18 protein-coding genes are annotated in these 18,492 nt (G+C 43.8%); 14 read left to right on the top strand and 4 right to left on the bottom strand.

What is annotated here, in order from left to right; translation table 11 throughout:
* Window positions 1-5: 5 nt before the first annotated feature.
* The 11 genes from CZ794_RS11400 to CZ794_RS11350 all read left to right on the top strand — a co-directional run bounded on the left by CZ794_RS11400 (window position 6) and on the right by CZ794_RS11350 (window position 10,772).
* Window positions 6-623, top strand: a complete 618-nt coding sequence (locus CZ794_RS11400; RefSeq protein ID WP_087041741.1) for a Type 1 glutamine amidotransferase-like domain-containing protein — start codon at window positions 6-8, stop codon at window positions 621-623.
* A gap of 69 nt (window positions 624-692) precedes the next feature.
* On the top strand, window positions 693-2,114 hold the full coding sequence (thrC, locus tag CZ794_RS11395; RefSeq protein ID WP_087041740.1) for a threonine synthase: 1,422 nt from the start codon (window positions 693-695) through the stop codon (window positions 2,112-2,114).
* Between the two features lie 206 nt (window positions 2,115-2,320).
* A complete protein-coding gene (locus CZ794_RS11390; protein ID WP_087042172.1) occupies window positions 2,321-3,418 on the top strand; it encodes a LysM peptidoglycan-binding domain-containing protein in 1,098 nt (365 codons plus the stop codon).
* Between the two features lie 50 nt (window positions 3,419-3,468).
* Window positions 3,469-4,755 (top strand): DNA-processing protein DprA, encoded by a 1,287-nt coding sequence (gene dprA, locus CZ794_RS11385; RefSeq protein ID WP_373407924.1) that lies wholly within the window; start codon window positions 3,469-3,471, stop codon window positions 4,753-4,755.
* A gap of 133 nt (window positions 4,756-4,888) precedes the next feature.
* Window positions 4,889-5,518 (top strand): L-threonylcarbamoyladenylate synthase, encoded by a 630-nt coding sequence (locus CZ794_RS11380; RefSeq protein ID WP_087041739.1) that lies wholly within the window; start codon window positions 4,889-4,891, stop codon window positions 5,516-5,518.
* Window positions 5,519-5,651: 133 nt separating this feature from the next.
* Complete coding sequence (locus CZ794_RS11375) at window positions 5,652-6,170, top strand: GbsR/MarR family transcriptional regulator (RefSeq protein ID WP_087041738.1); 519 nt, start codon at window positions 5,652-5,654, stop codon at window positions 6,168-6,170.
* 102 nt (window positions 6,171-6,272) lie between these two features.
* Window positions 6,273-7,238: a fatty acid desaturase gene (locus tag CZ794_RS11370; protein ID WP_087041737.1), complete on the top strand. Its 966-nt coding sequence runs from the start codon at window positions 6,273-6,275 to the stop codon at window positions 7,236-7,238.
* A gap of 106 nt (window positions 7,239-7,344) precedes the next feature.
* On the top strand, window positions 7,345-7,815 hold the full coding sequence (locus CZ794_RS11365; RefSeq protein WP_087041736.1) for a hypothetical protein: 471 nt from the start codon (window positions 7,345-7,347) through the stop codon (window positions 7,813-7,815).
* Window positions 7,816-7,927: 112 nt separating this feature from the next.
* Window positions 7,928-8,425, top strand: coding sequence for a hypothetical protein (locus tag CZ794_RS11360; RefSeq protein ID WP_087041735.1), 498 nt, complete (start codon window positions 7,928-7,930; stop codon window positions 8,423-8,425).
* A 27-nt stretch (window positions 8,426-8,452) separates the two neighbouring features.
* The gene (locus CZ794_RS11355; RefSeq protein WP_087041734.1) at window positions 8,453-9,427 is read left to right on the top strand and encodes a TIGR01777 family oxidoreductase; all 975 of its coding nucleotides are present in this window, start codon (window positions 8,453-8,455) and stop codon (window positions 9,425-9,427) included.
* Between the two features lie 196 nt (window positions 9,428-9,623).
* Entirely contained in the window at window positions 9,624-10,772 is a 1,149-nt protein-coding gene (locus CZ794_RS11350; RefSeq protein ID WP_087041733.1) for a metallophosphoesterase, read from the top strand.
* Window positions 10,773-10,775: 3 nt separating this feature from the next.
* On the opposite strand, the gene CZ794_RS11345 is transcribed toward CZ794_RS11350, so the two are convergent.
* Both CZ794_RS11345 and CZ794_RS14190 read right to left on the bottom strand, forming a co-directional pair.
* The gene (locus CZ794_RS11345) at window positions 10,776-12,191 is read right to left on the bottom strand and encodes an alpha/beta hydrolase (RefSeq protein WP_087041732.1); all 1,416 of its coding nucleotides are present in this window, start codon (window positions 12,189-12,191) and stop codon (window positions 10,776-10,778) included.
* Window positions 12,192-12,289: 98 nt separating this feature from the next.
* Window positions 12,290-12,412, bottom strand: a complete 123-nt coding sequence (locus CZ794_RS14190; RefSeq protein ID WP_256958959.1) for a hypothetical protein — start codon at window positions 12,410-12,412, stop codon at window positions 12,290-12,292.
* Window positions 12,413-12,635: 223 nt separating this feature from the next.
* On the opposite strand from CZ794_RS14190, the gene grpE reads away from it, so the two are divergent.
* Both grpE and dnaK read left to right on the top strand, forming a co-directional pair.
* Window positions 12,636-13,235, top strand: coding sequence for a nucleotide exchange factor GrpE (grpE, locus tag CZ794_RS11340; protein WP_062845754.1), 600 nt, complete (start codon window positions 12,636-12,638; stop codon window positions 13,233-13,235).
* A gap of 182 nt (window positions 13,236-13,417) precedes the next feature.
* Window positions 13,418-15,361: a molecular chaperone DnaK gene (dnaK, locus tag CZ794_RS11335; RefSeq protein ID WP_087041731.1), complete on the top strand. Its 1,944-nt coding sequence runs from the start codon at window positions 13,418-13,420 to the stop codon at window positions 15,359-15,361.
* Window positions 15,362-15,419: 58 nt separating this feature from the next.
* Here dnaK and CZ794_RS11330 read toward each other — a convergent pair whose 3' ends face one another.
* Complete coding sequence (locus CZ794_RS11330) at window positions 15,420-16,244, bottom strand: methyltransferase domain-containing protein (protein WP_087041730.1); 825 nt, start codon at window positions 16,242-16,244, stop codon at window positions 15,420-15,422.
* Between the two features lie 63 nt (window positions 16,245-16,307).
* Complete coding sequence (locus CZ794_RS11325) at window positions 16,308-17,537, bottom strand: 8-amino-7-oxononanoate synthase (protein WP_087041729.1); 1,230 nt, start codon at window positions 17,535-17,537, stop codon at window positions 16,308-16,310.
* Between the two features lie 286 nt (window positions 17,538-17,823).
* Between CZ794_RS11325 and CZ794_RS11320 the strand changes: the two genes are divergently transcribed.
* The gene (locus CZ794_RS11320) at window positions 17,824-18,378 is read left to right on the top strand and encodes a porin family protein (protein ID WP_087041728.1); all 555 of its coding nucleotides are present in this window, start codon (window positions 17,824-17,826) and stop codon (window positions 18,376-18,378) included.
* The last annotated feature ends 114 nt before the right edge of the window (window positions 18,379-18,492 follow it).

Raw genomic sequence — 18,492 nt, 5'->3', positions numbered from 1 at the left:
TCAAAGTGAAAAAACTATTTTTATCCTCTTCTTTATCGGATACTTATCAACATCTAGAAGATTTTATTGGGCAGCCGTTGCAAAATAAAAGCGTAACCTTTATACCTACAGCAAGTGTTGTGGAAGAGTACAAAGATTATGTTGAAAATGATAGAAATGCTTTTCAACTACTCGGTATCAAAGTTGTAGATTTAGATGTATCTCAGTATCTTAAGGAAGATATCGCTCAAATCATAAGAAGCAATGATTTTATTTATATTTCGGGTGGTAATACCTTTTATTTATTACAAGAATTGAGAAGCTCGGGTGCTGACCAAGTCCTATTAGAAGCGATTCAAGCGGGAAAACCTTACATTGGTGCTTCTGCTGGCTCTATTGTAATGGCTAAAAACATTGAATACGTATCGAAAATGGATGACAAGAGTAAAGCTAAAACTTTAACTGACTACAGTGGACTAGGTCTATTTGATTCTTATATAGTACCTCATAAAGGTAATAACCCATTTAAAGATGATGTTGAGCAAATAATCAAGGAATATAAGGGAAAGCTCCCAATTATCCCTATTAGTAATAATCAGGTAGTGCAAGTTAAAGGTTCAAGTGTAGAGGTTTTAGGAATATAGACAGTTAAGCTCTATAAGGTCTATTCTATAAAATGGATAAGTAATTAGCAGAATAAACAGGACATTCTAATGAAATATATCAGTACCCGTGGTCAGACAGCGCCAATGGATTTTAGTGATGTGCTCTTGATGGGGCTTGCACCAGATGGTGGTTTAATGCTGCCTGAACACTACCCAAATATTGATAGTGCCACGCTTAATGAATGGCGCACACTTAGCTATCCACAGCTTGCGATGGCAATCATGAAGCGTTTTGCGACTGATATTCCTGTGGCTGATTTGCAAGACATCATTGAGCGTACTTATACCGCTGATGTATTTGGCTCTGACGACATTGTTCCTGTCCGTAAGCTTGAAGACAATTTATACATTTTAGGTTTATCGAACGGTCCAACGCTGGCGTTCAAAGACGTGGCCATGCAGTTTTTGGGCAACGCTTTTGAATATGTACTCAAAAGAAAAAACGCGCGTATCACCATCATTGGTGCGACCAGTGGCGATACGGGTAGTGCAGCAGAATATGCCTTACGTGGTAAAGACAATATCGAAGTCTTTATGCTATCACCGCATGGCAAGATGAGTGAGTTTCAGCGCGCGCAGATGTACAGCTTGACCGATAGTAATATTCATAACATTGCTATCGATGGTATGTTTGATGATTGCCAAGATATCGTCAAAGCGCTGCAACAAGACGCTGAGTTCAAAGCCGCCTATAGCTTGGGTACGGTCAACTCCATCAACTGGGGACGCATACTGGCGCAGATCGTTTACTACTTTAAAGCGTATTTTGCGGTGACGACCAGTAATGATGAAACCGTCAGTTTCAGCGTGCCATCTGGTAACTTTGGTAATATTTGTGCCGGTCACATCGCGCGTGAAATGGGGTTGCCAATCGAGCGTTTGATCGTTGCCACTAATGAAAACGATGTCTTAAACGACTTCTTTAATAAAGGCGCGTACCAACCACGCCCGACGGAAAAAACCTACGTCACCTCAAGCCCTTCAATGGACATCTCCAAAGCTTCTAACTTTGAGCGTTTTGTCTATCTATTGCTGGATAAAGACAGCGCGCGCGTTCATAAGTTATTCGACGGTGTAAAATCAGGCAAGGGTTTTGACTTGTCAGATGTGATGGAAGCGGTGAATACGCGCTACGGATTTGCTGCGGGTAAATCGACTCACAGCAACCGTCTACAAACCATCAAGGCGCTTTATGAGCAGTATGGTGAACTGGTTGATCCTCATACCGCTGATGGTATCAAAGTCGCCAAAGAATTGCAGTTAGACAATGAGGTGATTATTTGTGCAGAGACGGCATTGCCTGTGAAGTTTGCTGATACGATTGTTGAGGCCGTTGGTCAGACAGATATTGCCCGTCCTGCTCATACAGAAGGTTTAGAGAGTTTGCCGCAGCACGTTGTGGTACTAGACAATGATGCCGAACTGGTGGCTGAGCAAATTCGTCAGCATGTTACGCCAAACCCAGCTTAATATACTGAGGATTTTTAGCGACATCTTCTAAAAAACACCACATGAGTAATGGTTTTAAGGTTACGCCATTGTAATAAATTGTTTATGATTGTGTTATGGTAGATATGATTGTAATATTAGAAACAGCGTTGGCGGGTCATTATGGTGCCAGATGCTCTTTTAAGAATCATACCAGCCAAACAGTGGTATATATTGTGGATATAATAATGAAGATGAGCTTAAAAAAGATAGCAAAAGCACTGTTATTGACAACCGTTAGCAGTGCTATGCTAATGACCACGGCCTACGCAAACAACCCACCGCCAACCATCAAAGCAGATGCGCCCAATCGCTATATCGTCAAAAAAGGCGATACCTTGTGGGACATCTCAGGGCGTTATTTGGACAGTCCATGGCGCTGGAAAGAAATTTGGGCCACCAATAAACAAATCAAAAACCCCAATCTTATTTATCCTGATGACATTCTTATCTTGTGTGTGATTCAAGGCAAAACCCTCATCGGTGTGGATACTGGCGAAGGGTGCGCTGGGGTTGAAAAACAATTATTAGGCAATGCCGTCACGAGTACTGTCACCGTCACGTCTACTGCCAATAGCATTCCTCCTATTCCGCTATCTGCTATTCAACATTGGTTAGATAAAGCAATCATTGTCGACCCGCAAGACTTTAATACCACGCCTTATATCTTAGCGTCTAAAAACCGTAACTTAATCACGGCAAGTGGTGACAAAGTATATGCCAAAGGCGTGCCCCTTATCGTGGGTCAACGCTATGGTATTTACCGCGAAGGTGAGCTATATGTGGAGCCCAAAACGCAAGAAGTGATTGGCTTAGAGGTTACTCAAGTGGCGACAGGATTGGTTACCGCGACAGAGACCAATGGTGTCACAAGCCTACAGCTTACAGACAGTTATGGCAAAGAAGTGCGCGAAGGAGATCGAGTATTTGTTGAGCTGAATAATTCTATTCCACCTGTTTTTTATCCTGCGCCTGCCACTGTCAGTCGTGGTGGGCTAATTGTGCGAGTTATGGACTCTATCAGCTCAGCGGCGAAGGGTAGTGTGGTTGCCATCAATCTAGGTAGTGCCCAAGGCGCAAAACCAGGTGATGTGCTGACGGTCTATCAAAAAGGCCCATTGGTACGTGATACTAAAGACAATGATATGCCTGTTCGTTTGCCAAATGAGCCAAGTGGTACGGTGATGATCTTTAATACCTTTGATCATATTAGCTATGCGTATGTATTGGATTCTGAGTTACCACTCAACGTGGGTGATCAGCTACTACCGCCACCGTACTTATAATCTATTGCTGGTTCATCGAATGAGCCAATTTACTTGCTTGTATGAGATAAATGACCATGACGACGGCAGTCTCCTCTTTATTGACCGACGATCAGCGCGCAACATTGGCGCTATGGTTTGAGGTGAATGCCTCACTCTCCGCCTATCATAAGCTGATTACCTCGTTTGGTCATGCTAGGCTTGCTTGGCAAGCCAAAGTAGAAGCGTGGCGACAATTGGGTTTGCATCACACTCATCTTAAACGCCATGAGCAGCCTGAACAAACGCGCACCAGTATTGATAATATTCAGAAGGCACTTACAGAAGGGCGGTATGGTCTGCTGTTTGCCGACCAACCTGACTATCCCGCCCAGCTTTTACAAATTTACGATCCACCGCCTGTATTGTTCTATCGCGGTAATCGAATGCGCTTACAACAAGCGCAGATTGCGATTGTCGGCAGTCGCAAACCCACTGCTCATGCCCAAAAAACCACGTTTGATATGGCGCAGTATTTGGCGCAAGCGGGTTATGTTGTCACCAGCGGTCTGGCGCTGGGCGTAGATAAGCGTGCGCATTCAGGAGCATTGGCACAGGTAGACTCAGCATACCAAGGTCGTACGGTTGGAGTGATGGGGACAGGGATTGATGTGAATTACCCCAATCATCACGATCAGCTCTTTGCCCAAATCATTGAAAAAGGTGGCTGTATCATTAGTGAGCTGCTACCGCATACTCAGCCGCATAAGCATACTTTCCCCCGTCGCAATCGCTTGGTTGCGGGTTTAAGTTTGGCGACAATTGTGACAGAAGCTGCGGTTCAAAGTGGCTCTCTAATCACGGCACGCCTAACGTCTGAGCAAGGTAAGCAAGTCTTCGCTGTCCCAAGTCATATTGATAATGGCAATGCTGAGGGCTGTCATCATTTAATACGGGAAGGCGCGACGTTGATTTATCATCCGCAACAAGTGATTGAAGATGTGAACAGTCAATTGGCTCACAGTCCTTATTTAGATACTTGTTCAGATACTTCAACCGTTAATTCTAACGCACGTACAGCGGTCATCAACGACAATCTAGCAGAGAGTCAAGCAAACCATCTGAGTCGCCGTTCCTCTTATGCTACTGGTAAAGAGACTAGCCAGTTGTCGTCCGCAAATATGAAACCTCAGCGTACTACTGTAGCCATTCCTGAGCATCTGACAGCAGTTTATGAGCAGCTGGATTGGCATGGGCAAGACTTAGACGCCCTCATTACTGCTACTGAGCTGACCACATCAAGTCTGATAGGACAATTGATGGAGCTTGAGCTATTGGGCGCAATCAACGTCCAAGGTGGGCGTTATTCTCGTAGTTAGCATGATATATCTCTTTATAATGAACCAATACTAATAGCCGTCCGTTAACTATTTTTACCGTGGCTCACTGAGTCAGTGCGGCTGCTATGCTATGATTCACATTGACTTTTTAACCTCATAAATGACTGGCACCATGAACCAAATTGCTTCTGTAATCACCACTTCTGTCATTCAAGCGGCTGACTGTCTAAAAGCTGGACAACTGCTTGCGTACCCCACTGAGAGCGTGTGGGGGATAGGCTGCGACCCTTATAATGAAGCAGCAGTGCAGCAAATTTTGGCCATCAAAGATCGCCCTCAAGCCAAAGGTATGATTGTCATCACTGACAGTGTAGAGCGTTTAGCGCCTTTATTAGCGCCATTAAATACGACGCAGCGCAACCCTATTTTAGAGAGCTGGCAAACAGATAGTGAGCATACAGATTCACAATATCAGCAGGCTCATACTTGGCTACTCCCGATTCCACAGGCATTGGCTAACCGTATTCCTTCATGGATAACGGGTCGGCATCCTACAGTAGCAGTTAGAGTCATTGCACATCCAGTTATCCGTGGACTTTGTCAGCAATTAGTCAGTACGCACAATCCATTTGGGCTAGTGGTTTCTACCAGTTGTAATCCATCTGGACAGCTGCCCGCCACTACGTTTGCTGAAGCGCAGCATTATTTTGGTGAGCAAATCAGCTATTTGCAAGCTGATACCTTGGGTTATACGCTCCCAAGTCAAATAAGAGATGCAATGACTGGATCAATTTTGCGCTAAAAATACTATGAGTACTTAAGAGTCTTTTTATTTATTTCAGTATTGACAGAAATAAAAGAATGGCGCAAGATGGTTCTATGAACTGCTTAAGCAGTCGATCAATACTGCATCCATAATGAAATGAGTATCCATCATGAAACTTAACCCCGTTACTGAAAAATTTATTTTGCACTGGGGTGAGATGGGCTCGCAGTGGGGTGTCAACCGTACCATGTCGCAGATTCACGCCTTGTTATATATCATTGATAAGCCATTAAATGCGGAAGAGATTACCGAAACACTTGGGGTTGCACGCTCCAATGTCTCAAATAGCATCAAAGAGTTGCAGCATTGGGGCTTGGTACAGAAAGTCTCAATATTGGGCGATCGCCGTGATCATTTTAGTACCAATACCGATGTTTGGGAGCTGGCACGTATTATCGTGATTGAGCGTCAAAAGCGCGAACTTGATCCCACCGTACAATTTTTACAAGAGTTGATGGACAGCCCTGAGTTTGAACATGAAAATAACGAAGTAAAAACACGTATCCGTGAAACGCAAGAATTTGTTGAGACCGTCACTACGTGGTCATCTGAGATGCTTAAATTACCGACAAACGCGCTCAAAAAGATATTAAAGCTGGGCGCTAGTATAAAGAAAGTGCTGCGCTAAGCGATTTAAAATAAAAAATTTAGATATTAATTTCTGTTTTGACAGAAATTAATGAAAATAGCTGTTAGTTCTTTTATTAACCACAAACAATGGGTGGGTACAATGAAAGCGAATAATGTATATAAGCATGAGTCTAGGCAAACAGTGATCAAGCAGTCGCTTGGCTCAGTAGAATGGCAAGACTTGCGCCAGCTCTCTCGGCGCCAAATTGTTTACAACGTCATTTTACCTTATCCGTTTTTGTTGTTGTCATGGTGGTTTGCCAGTCAATCATGGTATGTACTGGCATGTGGCGCTTCTTATCTATTTTTTGCGGCCGCCTTCCGTCAAGCGCATGACGGCTACCATCATAGTTTAGGCACAGGTAAGCGTGTGACCACTACGCTATTATTGCTACTAAGCGTATTGCTTTTGACGAGCTTGCACAGCATTCGTGCCACCCATATGGAGCATCATCGCAACCCGCTGGGCGATAGTGATATTGAGGGCAGCTTGGCAAAGTTGCCATGGTGGCAAGCACTGCTCGGCGGTGTGACCTATCGGCTGGCTATTTATCGCCAAGGACTACGTCTAAGCCGCCAGCGCAATCAGCGTATCATTTGGTTGGAGTTTGGTCTGATTGCTTTGTTCATCATGGTCACTCTTATCTGTATGGGTTTAACGCTTTTTGATGTCTCTGCTATTACTCTGTCAGCACAAGTATTGATGTATCACCTATTTATTATGATGTTGGCAAACGCTAGTGTCGGTATCATCGCGGTGTGGGGCGTGCATCACGATTGCGATGAGACGATCGCTCGCACTGAGCGTAACCCAGTAATCAATGTACTGACGTTTAATCTGCTATACCACGTAGAGCATCATTTATTTCCTGCTGTTCCCTCAAACCACTTACCAGAACTGGCAAAGCGCTTAGACAGAGCCGCGCCGCATTTGACCAAGCTGCATGTATTACCCAATCAAGTGGCAGTGATGAATGCTATAGACAAGCGATGGAAAAACATCAAGAAGGTGAGCTGCAACAGTAAGGATGAAAATGAGTGTCCAATCCGCAGACATTTTGTTTAGTGAGGCTAGTTGTTGATCAAGCCTTACTGATATCAGAAAAGGTGCTGAAGGTTTTGTCTAGTCTGTTAGTACAGTGAATACTGAAGCCATTATTGAGGATATCGTCATGGAACCAAGTTTTTATAAAAATAATGAGAATTATCCGACAGCTAGTGTCATAACATCTTATGCATGCTTTGGCGGCGCTATCGGTGGCGGCGTCATAGGATTGATAATGGCTATGCTCATGATTTTAGAATGTATTTTAGAGAGAGTCTTTTTACAAAAGATCGTTAGTTCAATAATCTTAGGTGCATTAGCAATACCTACCTTCGCCTTATTTGGTTTTGTGATAGGGTTGATTCCTGCAATGTTGACTGGTTGCTTCGTCGCGCATTTGCAGCTATACCGTCATTACAATGACTTATTACAGTCAGCGATCATTGGTGCACTATCGACGGTTATCTGTGCTTTGGTACTGATGGTTTTTAGCAACAGCGCTTTTTCATTTAACGTTGTTATTTTTATGATCTTTGCGGCCTTTATTGGCAGTGTTAGCGGATATTTGACAGGATCATCTGTCTTACCAAATGAATAATTTATAACGATAAGTGATATAGGTAACCATCAATTATCCATCGCAAATCCATCGTCGCTACCAACGTCCTATTTATACTTAAGTAACGACGAATGTTAATAGGATAAATATTATGAAAACAGATAACGATTTGACAGATTACCCTTATATGCAAGTGATTATTTTGTTTGCAGGGATAGGTAGTGCGGTGGGTGGTCTACTTGCCCAGCTGGGTTTATTGTTTGTCTTTAGGAATGCGAATTTTTCTCAGATTGGTTATCAGCCACTATTATATGTTGGTTTACTTGGTTTTATTCCTGCATTCTTAACGGGTATTGTCGTCGCTTATAAGCGTATATGGCGCAATGATAATAAGAGTATAAGCACAGTATTTTTAATTGGGTTTATGACATCAGCGTGTTATATGGGCGTTATTGTCCTATATTTAGGTATAAATTCTTTGATAGAGATTGGCATGCTACTGGCATTTATGAGTGTCATAGGATTGTTCGGCGCGATGAACGCAGCACTCGCGAGCACCATTGCCTTACCAAAGTCATGTAAAAGCCATTTTGACAAGAGGGGTGAAAAAGAACACGATAATTATCAAGAGTTGTCTTCTTTAAAATAATGAAAAACACAGCGTAAGGATATGACGATGAATATTTTAATCAGTGGTGGTTCAGGGTTTTTGGGCAGTGCGTTTAGTAAAGAGATTAGGCAACGTTATCAGAGTATGAATAAAGAGATATACATCACTTGGCTGACACGTGATAGTAGTCAGACGCATCCTAATGGTATTGAGATGCTGACTTACGACGAGCTTGCAACGTCCGACAAGACTTTCGATGTCATATTAAATTTGGCGGGCGCAGGCATCGCGGACAAACGCTGGAGTGATGCGCGTAAAGAGCAGCTGCTTGCCAGCCGTATCAAACCGACCAACGCGCTGCTAACATTTATTGCCCGTACCACTGTAAAACCCAAACTGTTAATCAGCGGATCAGCGATTGGCTGGTATGGTACACAAGGCGATAAGCCATTGACGGAAAGCAGCAGCTTTGAGACAGACTTTGCTCATAAATTGTGTGATGAGTGGGAACAGTTGGCGCTCAAAGCAACCGATCATGGTGTACCCGTGTCTATCGTGCGGACAGGTGTGGTCATGCATCCTGATGGCGGTATGCTTGGTAAGCTTTTAATGCCCTTTAAAATGGGGGTTGGTGGTCAACTGGGTGATGGTCAGCAGATCATGAGCTGGATCAGCCGCGAGGATTGGGTAGGGGCGACGATATTTATTATGGAGCAGCATCTTGCCAATCAGACCAATAATCAACATATTATATCGAGTGGTGACAATACATTAGAAACTGACAATGACACACCAGCGATGGTCTATAACCTGACAGCATCCAATCCTGTGACCAATCATATATTTACCAAAACACTGGGTTCACACTTACATCGTCCCACCTTTTTTACCTTGCCGGAATTTTTGCTTAAACTCATGTTTGGGGAGATGTCGACACTGCTGATTGATGGACAAAAAGTGCTGCCACAAGCGCTTCTAGATTCAGGTTATGAGTTTCAACAGCCAACGCTAAAGCAAGCATTAGAAGAACAGAAAGCATAATTTTTTGTTTCACGTGAAACAGTATTTTAATATGAGTATGATTTGTTTCATGTGAAACCTAATGATACTTTTATAAGCCTCTACTATCCTGATTTATTATAATAGAGGTTGCTCTGTCAGTACCAAAATTGGCTTCTCATCTGTCCAGTATTGATTGGAGTAGAGCCGCTTTAGAAGTAACCCTCAAGGATCGTCCATGCCCTATGTCTTTTTTATTACCATTTTTGCCTTATTGCAGCTGTTTAGCTTTGGTACGGTTTTAAGCTTGCAGTGGTGGCTACAGCCCTGGGAGATAGGAGGCCTAACAACCATCGTGTGGATTGCTATCTTTGTGATGACAAATGGCTTGCTACTATTGAGCGTCAAAAGAGTCTTTGCCAATAGCTATCGCTGGATAAGCGGTTGGATGTTGGTCATGCATTTTGTGCTACTGACAGCCTTGCTGACGAGCCTGTTATACGGGGGATATTGGCTCATTGTTTCATTCATGGGAGATGGAATAACGGCATCTGCCGCAATCAATGAAGACTTACGAGCCTTGGCCTTAGCGTTATTTTCAGGATTGTTTGCTTACGCGTTATACAGTGCTTACGTTCCTGTTGTACGGGAAGTGACGATCACTATCGATAAAGTGCTGCCTAAAGCCTTAAGAATTGCAGTAGCCAGTGATTTACACTTAGGAAAGCTATTCGGTAGTGGGGCGATAGATAGGCTACAACGCCTGCTCATGCAGCATAACGCTGACATACTGCTCATGCCTGGCGACATCATGGACGACAACACAGACGCGTTTGTTGACCATAAGATGGCCGTTAATTTAAAAATGCTCTGTGATAGCTTGCCATATGGGGTTTATGCTACGTTAGGCAATCATGACTTGTATGGTCATGAGCAGCCAATCAGCGAGGCATTAAAAAATGCAGGAGTCGAGTTACTAAATGATGACGTCGTGAGCATAGAGCATGCAGGTGCCCCGATTTGGCTGGTGGGTCGTTTTGATAATCATAAACACCAGCGTGTGGCGACGACGGCATTATTGGCACAAGTAAATACAGCGCAGCCGATTGTATTGCTTGATCATCGACCAAGCGATATTGAAGCGCACAGTCAATTGCCAATTGATTTGCAAGTGTCAGGACATACTCACAATGGACAAATCTTTCCTGCCAATTTTATTGTCAGTGCCATCAATCGTTTGGGTTACGGGTATGAAGCCATTGGCAAAGGGCATTTTGTAGTCTCCTCTGGTTATGGCTTTTGGGGTATCCCTTTTCGCTTGGGCTCACGTTCTGAGATTTGGCTCATCAGCTTGGTTGGCGATAAAGTCACTCAAAAAGTGGATTGATGACTACGCGGCTAACTGGACGTTCGTATTCAAAAGATCGTGTACGAAGTGTACAAAGCCATCGATAATATCGTTTGTTTCTTGCTCCAAACCGTGATGAACACTCATCAGATGAATAAAACCATGCGGTGCTCCAAGGACAGTATGTGTCTTGACGAGGATACCATGACGGTTTATTTGCTCAGCATAAGCAATGGCTTCGTCGCGCAACACATCCAATTCGGCAACGATGACATAAGTGGGACAAACCTTGCTGTTGTCACCCAGCATAGGAGCGTTGAGGACATGAATACGAGGCAAAGGACTGTTATTAAAGCAAGCCTCACCAAATACTGCCACATCGGCATGATCCAATAGCAAGCCATCACCATACAACTCCCAGCTCGGATAATCGGTCTCAATATCAGTGACAGGATATATGGGCATTTGCGCCAGTGGCTTGGGTAAATGCTCCAATAGCTCAAACATCTTTTGCCCATCAATACCCAAGTCTAGCCAAGCGCTTTCTACTGGCGCGGTCAGTTGCTGTGCCATCAAAGTAGCCAATCCACCACCTGCGCTATCACCCGCTAAGACAATTCGTGATGGTAAAGCATTCAACGTCTGGCAATGCTCAGCAAGCCAAGCATAAGCCGTAATACAATCTCTGAGCGCCGCTGGAGTAGGGTTCTCAGGTGCTAAGCGATAATCCACACTGACGATTGACCATCCAGTGCGCTCACAAACAGTATGGCAAAACTCATGATGGGTATCGATATCGCCAATACAAAAACCACCGCCATGCAAAAACAACATGACCGTTTCATCAGGATTGGTAATATGACGTTTTTTTAGACCAATTCTACTAGAGCGTTTGCTGGCTTGATAACAACGGATCGTCATATCACCTGCATCAGCATCGGCAATGATCTTGTCTTCCCAGCGAACCAGCGTTTCCCCTTTTTTCGTGAAGGGCTTAATATTAGTGCGCTTGATATTGCTCAGCATGGTATCGCTGGCTTGCTTCCATACTTTTGGCGACTGCATGGCCACGGCATCGGTTGCAAATTTTTCACGCAGCTCCTGCATTGGCATGAGATCTAGCGGTGTTTTGAGTTTGCGATTGACAGCGAGAATCAAACGCAAATGAGCATTGGCATGCGGGTATTGCTCTGCTGTAGGCCCGCCCAGATAGCTCGTTAAATTCTCAAGTACGGGCGCAGGCAGATAGCCCAACCCTTTCATAGCATGATGCAATGTATGAGTCTGGCAGCTGGTCAGGGGTTTGTATCTCAATATTTTTTCTTTAATAGTCAGAGGCTTTACATCAACACGACTGTTTTCTGGATCGCTCTCCAATTGAGCGCTCGTCGCAAGTTTTAGCGTGGTCAATGCCTTATTCAATAGACTGTTGACGGACGATTCTTTTGATTTGAACATAATACTTCTCATGAATGATGGTCAGTACCCGCTGTCTTATCACGACGGATACTTTAGTGTAAATCACACTATTTATCATAATGATAGAGCAAGCCGTTTCAACGCTGCGTGTCTTTTGGTAATAACTTAGGACTGAATGGTAAACGATTGGGAATAACAGCGGTATTTACGTGTACTGTATTCACAGTTCCTGATAGAACGATACAGGGTTTAGCACCCATTTTGCGCCTTATTTAAACAGTATTTGTGGCAAATGAGAAAAATTCCTTGATTTTAGGCTTGAAATTTATAGCCATGACCTTTATCAAGCAGCTAGTAAAGCGCATTCATAAAAACAATGAGTAACAACCGTTAAGCATACAATAAAGGCGCAGAAGAGCTAGTGATTAGCCAATTGATTGTGCCTAACACCAATCGTCATTATTAACATTCTAAGGAGTCATCATGAGCGAGCAAAAGACCAACCACGAATCCCCAGAGCAAAATGTGGCGCATGATAATATTGAGCACAGTGACAGTATTTTAGAAGAAACCATGAAAGAGTTTGATCCAAGAAACAACTCAGATGAAGATCTGACTGTCCACAGTGAGATCGATCTAGACACGTTCAAAGCCCGCATTGCCGAATTAGAAGGCGAAGTAAAGCAAGCCAAAGAAGGCACTGCTCGCGCCAATGCAGAGGCTTATAATGCGCAAAAGCGTATGGAACAAGAAGCCGATAAAAGCAAAAAGTTCGCGTTACAGAAATTTGCCAAAGAGTTATTAGAGATTGTCGATAACTTAGAGCGCGCGATGGAAAACGCTGATGCCAACGATCCCGTGGCTGAAGGCGTCCAATTGACGCACAAAGCGCTTGTGGCTGTACTTAATAAAAACGGCGTAGAAGCGGTTGATCCTCAAGGCGAAAAATTCAACGCGGACTTGCATGAAGCGGTAGGTATTGATGCTGACGCCGAAGCAGATACCGTCGGAACCGTCTTGCAAAAAGGCTACAGCTTGAACGGTCGTCTATTGCGTCCAGCCATGGTACGTGTTGGACAATAAGATTTTTAGACGATAAACCTTACTAATATTAGGGTTTATCACAAAAAATCACAGGAAAGACCAATTTTGCTAGATTGTTGACTTGAAAAAAGCAACAGACAAACCGATATAAAGCAACAAGTGACCGATAGCGGTCAGCATTTAACACCATTTATATTTAAAACAATTAGGAGTAATTGATTATGGGTAAAGTAATTGGTATTGATTTAGGTACAACTAACTCATGTGTGGCAGTGATGGAAGGTGACAAGGTTAAGGTCATCGAAAACGCTGAAGGCACTCGTACCACTCCATCGATCGTCGCATATAAAAATGATGAAACTTTGGTTGGACAATCAGCCAAGCGTCAAGCGGTTACCAATCCAAACAATACCTTGTTTGCGATTAAGCGTTTGATCGGTCGTCGTTTTGATGACAAAGTCGTGCAAAAAGACATCGGTATGGTGCCTTACAAAATCGCCAAAGCAGACAATGGTGATGCATGGGTAGAAATCAACGGTAAAAAACTGGCACCACCACAGGTTTCTGCTGAAATCTTGAAAAAAATGAAAAAAACAGCAGAAGACTATCTTGGTGAAACCGTCACTGAAGCGGTCGTGACGGTACCTGCTTATTTCAACGATTCACAGCGTCAAGCCACTAAAGACGCAGGTAAAATCGCAGGTCTTGATGTAAAACGTATCATCAACGAGCCAACTGCCGCAGCACTTGCTTACGGTATGGATAAAAAGCAAGGCGATAGCACTGTTGCTGTTTATGACTTGGGCGGTGGTACTTTTGATATCTCAATCATCGAAATCGCTGACGTAGATGGCGAGCAGCAGTTTGAAGTACTTGCAACCAATGGTGATACATTCCTTGGTGGTGAAGATTTTGACTCAGCATTGATTGATTACTTGGTTGATGAGTTCAAAAAAGACCAAGACGTCAACCTAAAAGGCGACTCTTTGGCAATGCAGCGTCTAAAAGAAGCAGCAGAAAAAGCAAAAATTGAGCTATCAAGCGCGCAAAGCACGGAAGTGAACTTGCCGTACATTACTGCTGACAGCAGTGGTCCTAAGCATTTAGTAGTAACAATCAGCCGCTCAAAACTAGAAAGTCTGACTGAAGCATTGGTACAGCGCACCATGGGCCCTTGTAAAATTGCCCTTGAAGATGCTGGTCTAAAAATCGGCGATATCGATGACGTTATCTTGGTTGGTGGTCAGACTCGTATGCCACTTGTACAACAAAACGTACAAGAATTCTTCGGTCAAGAGCCACGCAAAGACGTGAACCCTGACGAAGCAGTGGCAGCTGGTGCAGCGATTCAAGGCGCGGTATTGTCTGGTGACAAAACGGACGTTCTATTGTTAGATGTCACACCATTGACGCTTGGTATTGAAACAATGGGCGGTGTCATGACGCCAATCATTGAGAAAAACACCATGATTCCTACTAAGAAATCACAGGTATTCTCAACGGCAGAAGACAACCAGCCAGCGGTAACGATTCAGGTGTATCAAGGTGAGCGTAAAATTGCTAACCAAAACAAACAGCTTGGTCGTTTTGATTTGACGGACATTCCACCAGCACCACGTGGCCTACCACAAATCGAAGTTACCTTTGACATCAACGCTGATGGCATCATGAACATCTCAGCGAAAGACAAAGGTACTGGTAAAGCGCAAAGCATCCAGATCAAAGCAGACTCTGGTTTGTCGGATGAAGAAGTCGAACAAATGGTGCGTGATGCTGAGGCTAATGCAGCTGAAGATGAGAAATTTGCGAATCTTGCGCAAGTGCGTAACGAAGCAGATGGTCGTATCCATGCGGTACAAAAAGCGTTGAAAGAAGCAGGCGACAAAGTAACGGACGAAGAAAAATCAACCGTCGATACTGCGATTACTGAGCTTGAAACAGCGGCTAAAGAAGATGATCATGATGACATCAAAGCCAAGCTTGAAGCGTTAGACAATGCTTTCTTGCCAATCAGCCAGAAGATTTATGCAGATAGCGGCGCAGGCGCAGAAGGTATGGATCCAAGCCAGTTCCAACAAGGCGCGGACAATGCAGCAGATAGCAACCAAGCTGATGATGACGTGGTTGACGCTGAGTTCACTGAAGTAAATGACGATAAGAAATAATATTTCTTAACGCCATCTAGTATGACTATAAAAAACGCACCTTTCGAGGTGCGTTTTTTTATGGCTGATAGGCGCTGATTATCAGTGCTTCATAAGTCAGATAGACGCAAGGCTGCCCGTGGTCATCCTGTCCTGAAAACTTCTGCCAGTATTCACGCTCAAACTGTTGCAAACGTGCTTTTGTCCATACAAAAGGCGTTACTTCTGATTCTTCTTTTGCTCTAATTAATTGCGTTTGATTGGTTGAGACGCCAGTCTCTTTCATATGTTTGAGCACCTCATAGGGCTTGGCAAATGGTATATCAAAACGCTGCGTCGATAGCTCAATCTGATTGAATCCGTGGTTATGCAAGGCGGCTTGCCATGCTGCACTATCTGGATACTGTAGTCCTTGACCAGTAAGGGATTTAATCTGCAAAAAATTATTGGCGGTAAAGGTACTCAGTAGTAATTGACCGCTTGGCTTTAGCCGTGTGGAACATTGCGCTATAAAACGCAGAGGATCGTCAAACCACTGTATGGCATTGGCACTGATAATTAAGCTATGGTTGGTATCCAAGTCTATGGTTTCAGCATCACCAATACGTAGCTGCGCCGTTGGTAATATGGATTGCAAATGGGCAGTTTGTTGCGGACACAGCTCGTTGATGATCCAGCGCTTACTTTGTAACGCTGCTGCTAATAACTGAGTCATTTGTCCTGTACCTGCGCCTACCTCAAGCACACTGTCTTGAGACGAATGCCTGATATGAGTCAGTAGGTTTTGGCAAATATGCTGTTGAATATAAGCATGCTGATCATAGGTATTGGCTTTGGCAAAATGACGAGCGATGGTCTGTTTTCGGGCGCTCAAATCAGACCAAGGGGTAGGGGTTTCGATCATATTTATTCAATCCAAATGGTATAAGCGATTATGTAATCCATACCAGTGATAGGTTTATATCCGTTATAAATGTTCAATCAAACGCGCACAATCTGCCGTGGTTATTTTGGCATTCATTACCAAGCGAATGCGGGCGGTATTGGCAGGAACGGTGGGCGGTCTGATGGGTAGGGCATAAAACCCAGCTGCCTGTAGCTGCGCTGCTTTGGCAATGGTTCTGGCATTATCGCCCAAGATATAAGGCACAATAGGGGATTGATAAGACACGTCTTGCGGCGCTGATGAGGCTCGATGTGAGGGAGAGATGGCTTGGCCAAGCTGGACAGATATTTGAGCCAGATGTTGTCTGCTTGCTTGCAGTTCTGGCATTTTTGCCAAAATAAAACGGCTCCATGCATGGTTTATCGGTGGCAACGCTGTACTAAAGATAAGCGGGCGCATGTGATTGACCAGCCATGACTTCACAGTGTCATCGCACAAAATATAAGCGCCGATTGAAGCAAAGGCTTTACCAAACGTACCTACCACATAATCTATATCAGCAAGCGTTTGCGTCTCTTCTGCCAGCCCGCATCCTTGCTTGCCCAGCACGCCGACCGCATGCGCTTCATCTACATAAAGCTCAATACGAGCATCTTTGGCTTTTAACTGTACTAAGGCTGGCAAGTCTGCGCGGTCGCCATCCATACTAAAAATACTTTCGGTGATGATAATGATACGCTCTACGGTATCTTCAACTTGCGCCAGTAGCGTTGCCAAATGCGCATAGTCATTATGACGATAGCGGCGATAGGTACACGCTTTGTTTTGACTCAAGCGAATACCATCGATGATACTGGCATGTACCAGTTTATCTGCCAAAATAAGTGTTTTGACAGGCAATGCTGTTAAGGCAGGCAAAATACCAATATTGGCGTGATAACCACTGTTGATGACCAAGGCGGCCTTTTTATTGCCACCATATTCTCCTCCTGCCAACTCATACCATTGCGCCAGCTCGTTTTCTAGTAATTGCAGCTGTGCATCATTCCCTGTCAACAGACGTGACGAGGTAGCGCTCATTTTGGGTAAATGAGCAGTGGGCAACTGTTGTAAGTTTTCAAAAAACTCATGCTGTAGGGCAATGTCACCGCTCAATCCCAAATAGTCGTTACTGGCAATATTTAGGAGCGTCTTACCATGACTAATGACATAACGTCCTTGGTGCTCAAGATTTGGTAGTTGACGGTACCGCTGCTGGTCTTTTAACTGAGTAAGTTCGGCTTTTAATCGGTCATGTATAGGAGCCAGCATAATGAAATGTCCTTTAATATTTCTTGATCTAGGGTCAATAGGCAGTATCGCGAGTAGGAAGTATTGCACAAAATCAAGAGATGTAACAGAAAGTTTCATATCTCAGTCTTTGTAACCCACACGCTGATAAATACTTTCAAATCTTAACTCTCATACCATCAAACACTGACAGATTGTTTGAAATAGTTTGTTACTATGTACTCATCGTTAGCAAACAAGGCGATGCGGTTAAAAGACCAATATAAATAGATAACTTGTTTGTCAAAACTTTTCTAAGGAGCTAACAATGAAAAATCTACAAAAAACACTACTTGCAGTAGCAGCCGGTTCTTTACTAAGCATGGGTGCTCAAGCAGCTGTCTCTTATGGCAATGGCTACACAGGTCAACCATACGTTGGTGCAAAAGTAGGTCAGTTCGATCTAGACGTTGATGGCGCTGATGATCCAACAGCTTATGGTATCTATGGTGGTTACAACTTTGATCCTAACTTTGGTATTGAAGCTGAATATGTTGGTTCAGACGACGCTGACTACAGAGGCGGCGACATCGATGCCAAAACATACGGCGCCTACGGTACTTACCGTTATGCTTTCCCAAACACAGGCTTATATGCCAAAGGTAAGCTAGGTGTTGCCAAGACTAAGGTAGAAGGAGACTTTACCCGCAATATTGGCAACACAGAAATTAGAACTGAGACTTACTCAGATAGCAATACCAGTCTTGCTGGCGGTGTAGGCCTTGGTTATTCAGTGAACCCTGATTTCAGTGTTGAAGCTGAGTATGACATGCTAGGCAGTGATACAGACCTAATGACAGTTGGCGCTCAACTAAAATTCTAAATGTTTAGTTAATAAGCCATAAAGTATAAAAACGACCACTTAAAGTGGTCGTTTTTTTTTGTGTGTTAATTTCCCTTTTTTAAGAATGAATTTTTTGTAATGCGCGTAGTGTAC

Origin of the sequence: Psychrobacter sp. JB385, from assembly GCF_900163785.1 — a bacterium.
GTDB lineage: Bacteria > Pseudomonadota > Gammaproteobacteria > Pseudomonadales > Moraxellaceae > Psychrobacter.
The sequence above is the reverse complement of the archived record's forward strand: the minus strand, read 5'-3'. Positions and strand labels throughout refer to the sequence as shown.

Excerpts from the sequence above, each read along its gene's own strand:
- grpE (WP_062845754.1), top strand. The coding sequence starts at position 12,636 with ATGAGCGAGCAAAAGACCAACCACGAATCCCCAGAGCAAAATGTGGCG.
- CZ794_RS11345 (WP_087041732.1), bottom strand. The coding sequence starts at position 12,191 with ATGTTCAAATCAAAAGAATCGTCCGTCAACAGTCTATTGAATAAGGCA.
- CZ794_RS11375 (WP_087041738.1), top strand. The coding sequence starts at position 5,652 with ATGAAACTTAACCCCGTTACTGAAAAATTTATTTTGCACTGGGGTGAG.
- CZ794_RS11330 (WP_087041730.1), bottom strand. The coding sequence starts at position 16,244 with ATGATCGAAACCCCTACCCCTTGGTCTGATTTGAGCGCCCGAAAACAG.
- CZ794_RS11350 (WP_087041733.1), top strand. The coding sequence starts at position 9,624 with ATGCCCTATGTCTTTTTTATTACCATTTTTGCCTTATTGCAGCTGTTT.
- CZ794_RS11325 (WP_087041729.1), bottom strand. The coding sequence starts at position 17,537 with ATGCTGGCTCCTATACATGACCGATTAAAAGCCGAACTTACTCAGTTA.
- thrC (WP_087041740.1), top strand. The coding sequence starts at position 693 with ATGAAATATATCAGTACCCGTGGTCAGACAGCGCCAATGGATTTTAGT.
- dnaK (WP_087041731.1), top strand. The coding sequence starts at position 13,418 with ATGGGTAAAGTAATTGGTATTGATTTAGGTACAACTAACTCATGTGTG.
- CZ794_RS11360 (WP_087041735.1), top strand. The coding sequence starts at position 7,928 with ATGAAAACAGATAACGATTTGACAGATTACCCTTATATGCAAGTGATT.
- CZ794_RS11370 (WP_087041737.1), top strand. The coding sequence starts at position 6,273 with ATGAAAGCGAATAATGTATATAAGCATGAGTCTAGGCAAACAGTGATC.
- CZ794_RS11390 (WP_087042172.1), top strand. The coding sequence starts at position 2,321 with ATGAAGATGAGCTTAAAAAAGATAGCAAAAGCACTGTTATTGACAACC.
- CZ794_RS14190 (WP_256958959.1), bottom strand. The coding sequence starts at position 12,412 with ATGGGTGCTAAACCCTGTATCGTTCTATCAGGAACTGTGAATACAGTA.
- CZ794_RS11320 (WP_087041728.1), top strand. The coding sequence starts at position 17,824 with ATGAAAAATCTACAAAAAACACTACTTGCAGTAGCAGCCGGTTCTTTA.
- CZ794_RS11355 (WP_087041734.1), top strand. The coding sequence starts at position 8,453 with ATGAATATTTTAATCAGTGGTGGTTCAGGGTTTTTGGGCAGTGCGTTT.
- CZ794_RS11380 (WP_087041739.1), top strand. The coding sequence starts at position 4,889 with ATGAACCAAATTGCTTCTGTAATCACCACTTCTGTCATTCAAGCGGCT.
- CZ794_RS11365 (WP_087041736.1), top strand. The coding sequence starts at position 7,345 with ATGGAACCAAGTTTTTATAAAAATAATGAGAATTATCCGACAGCTAGT.
- dprA (WP_373407924.1), top strand. The coding sequence starts at position 3,469 with ATGACCATGACGACGGCAGTCTCCTCTTTATTGACCGACGATCAGCGC.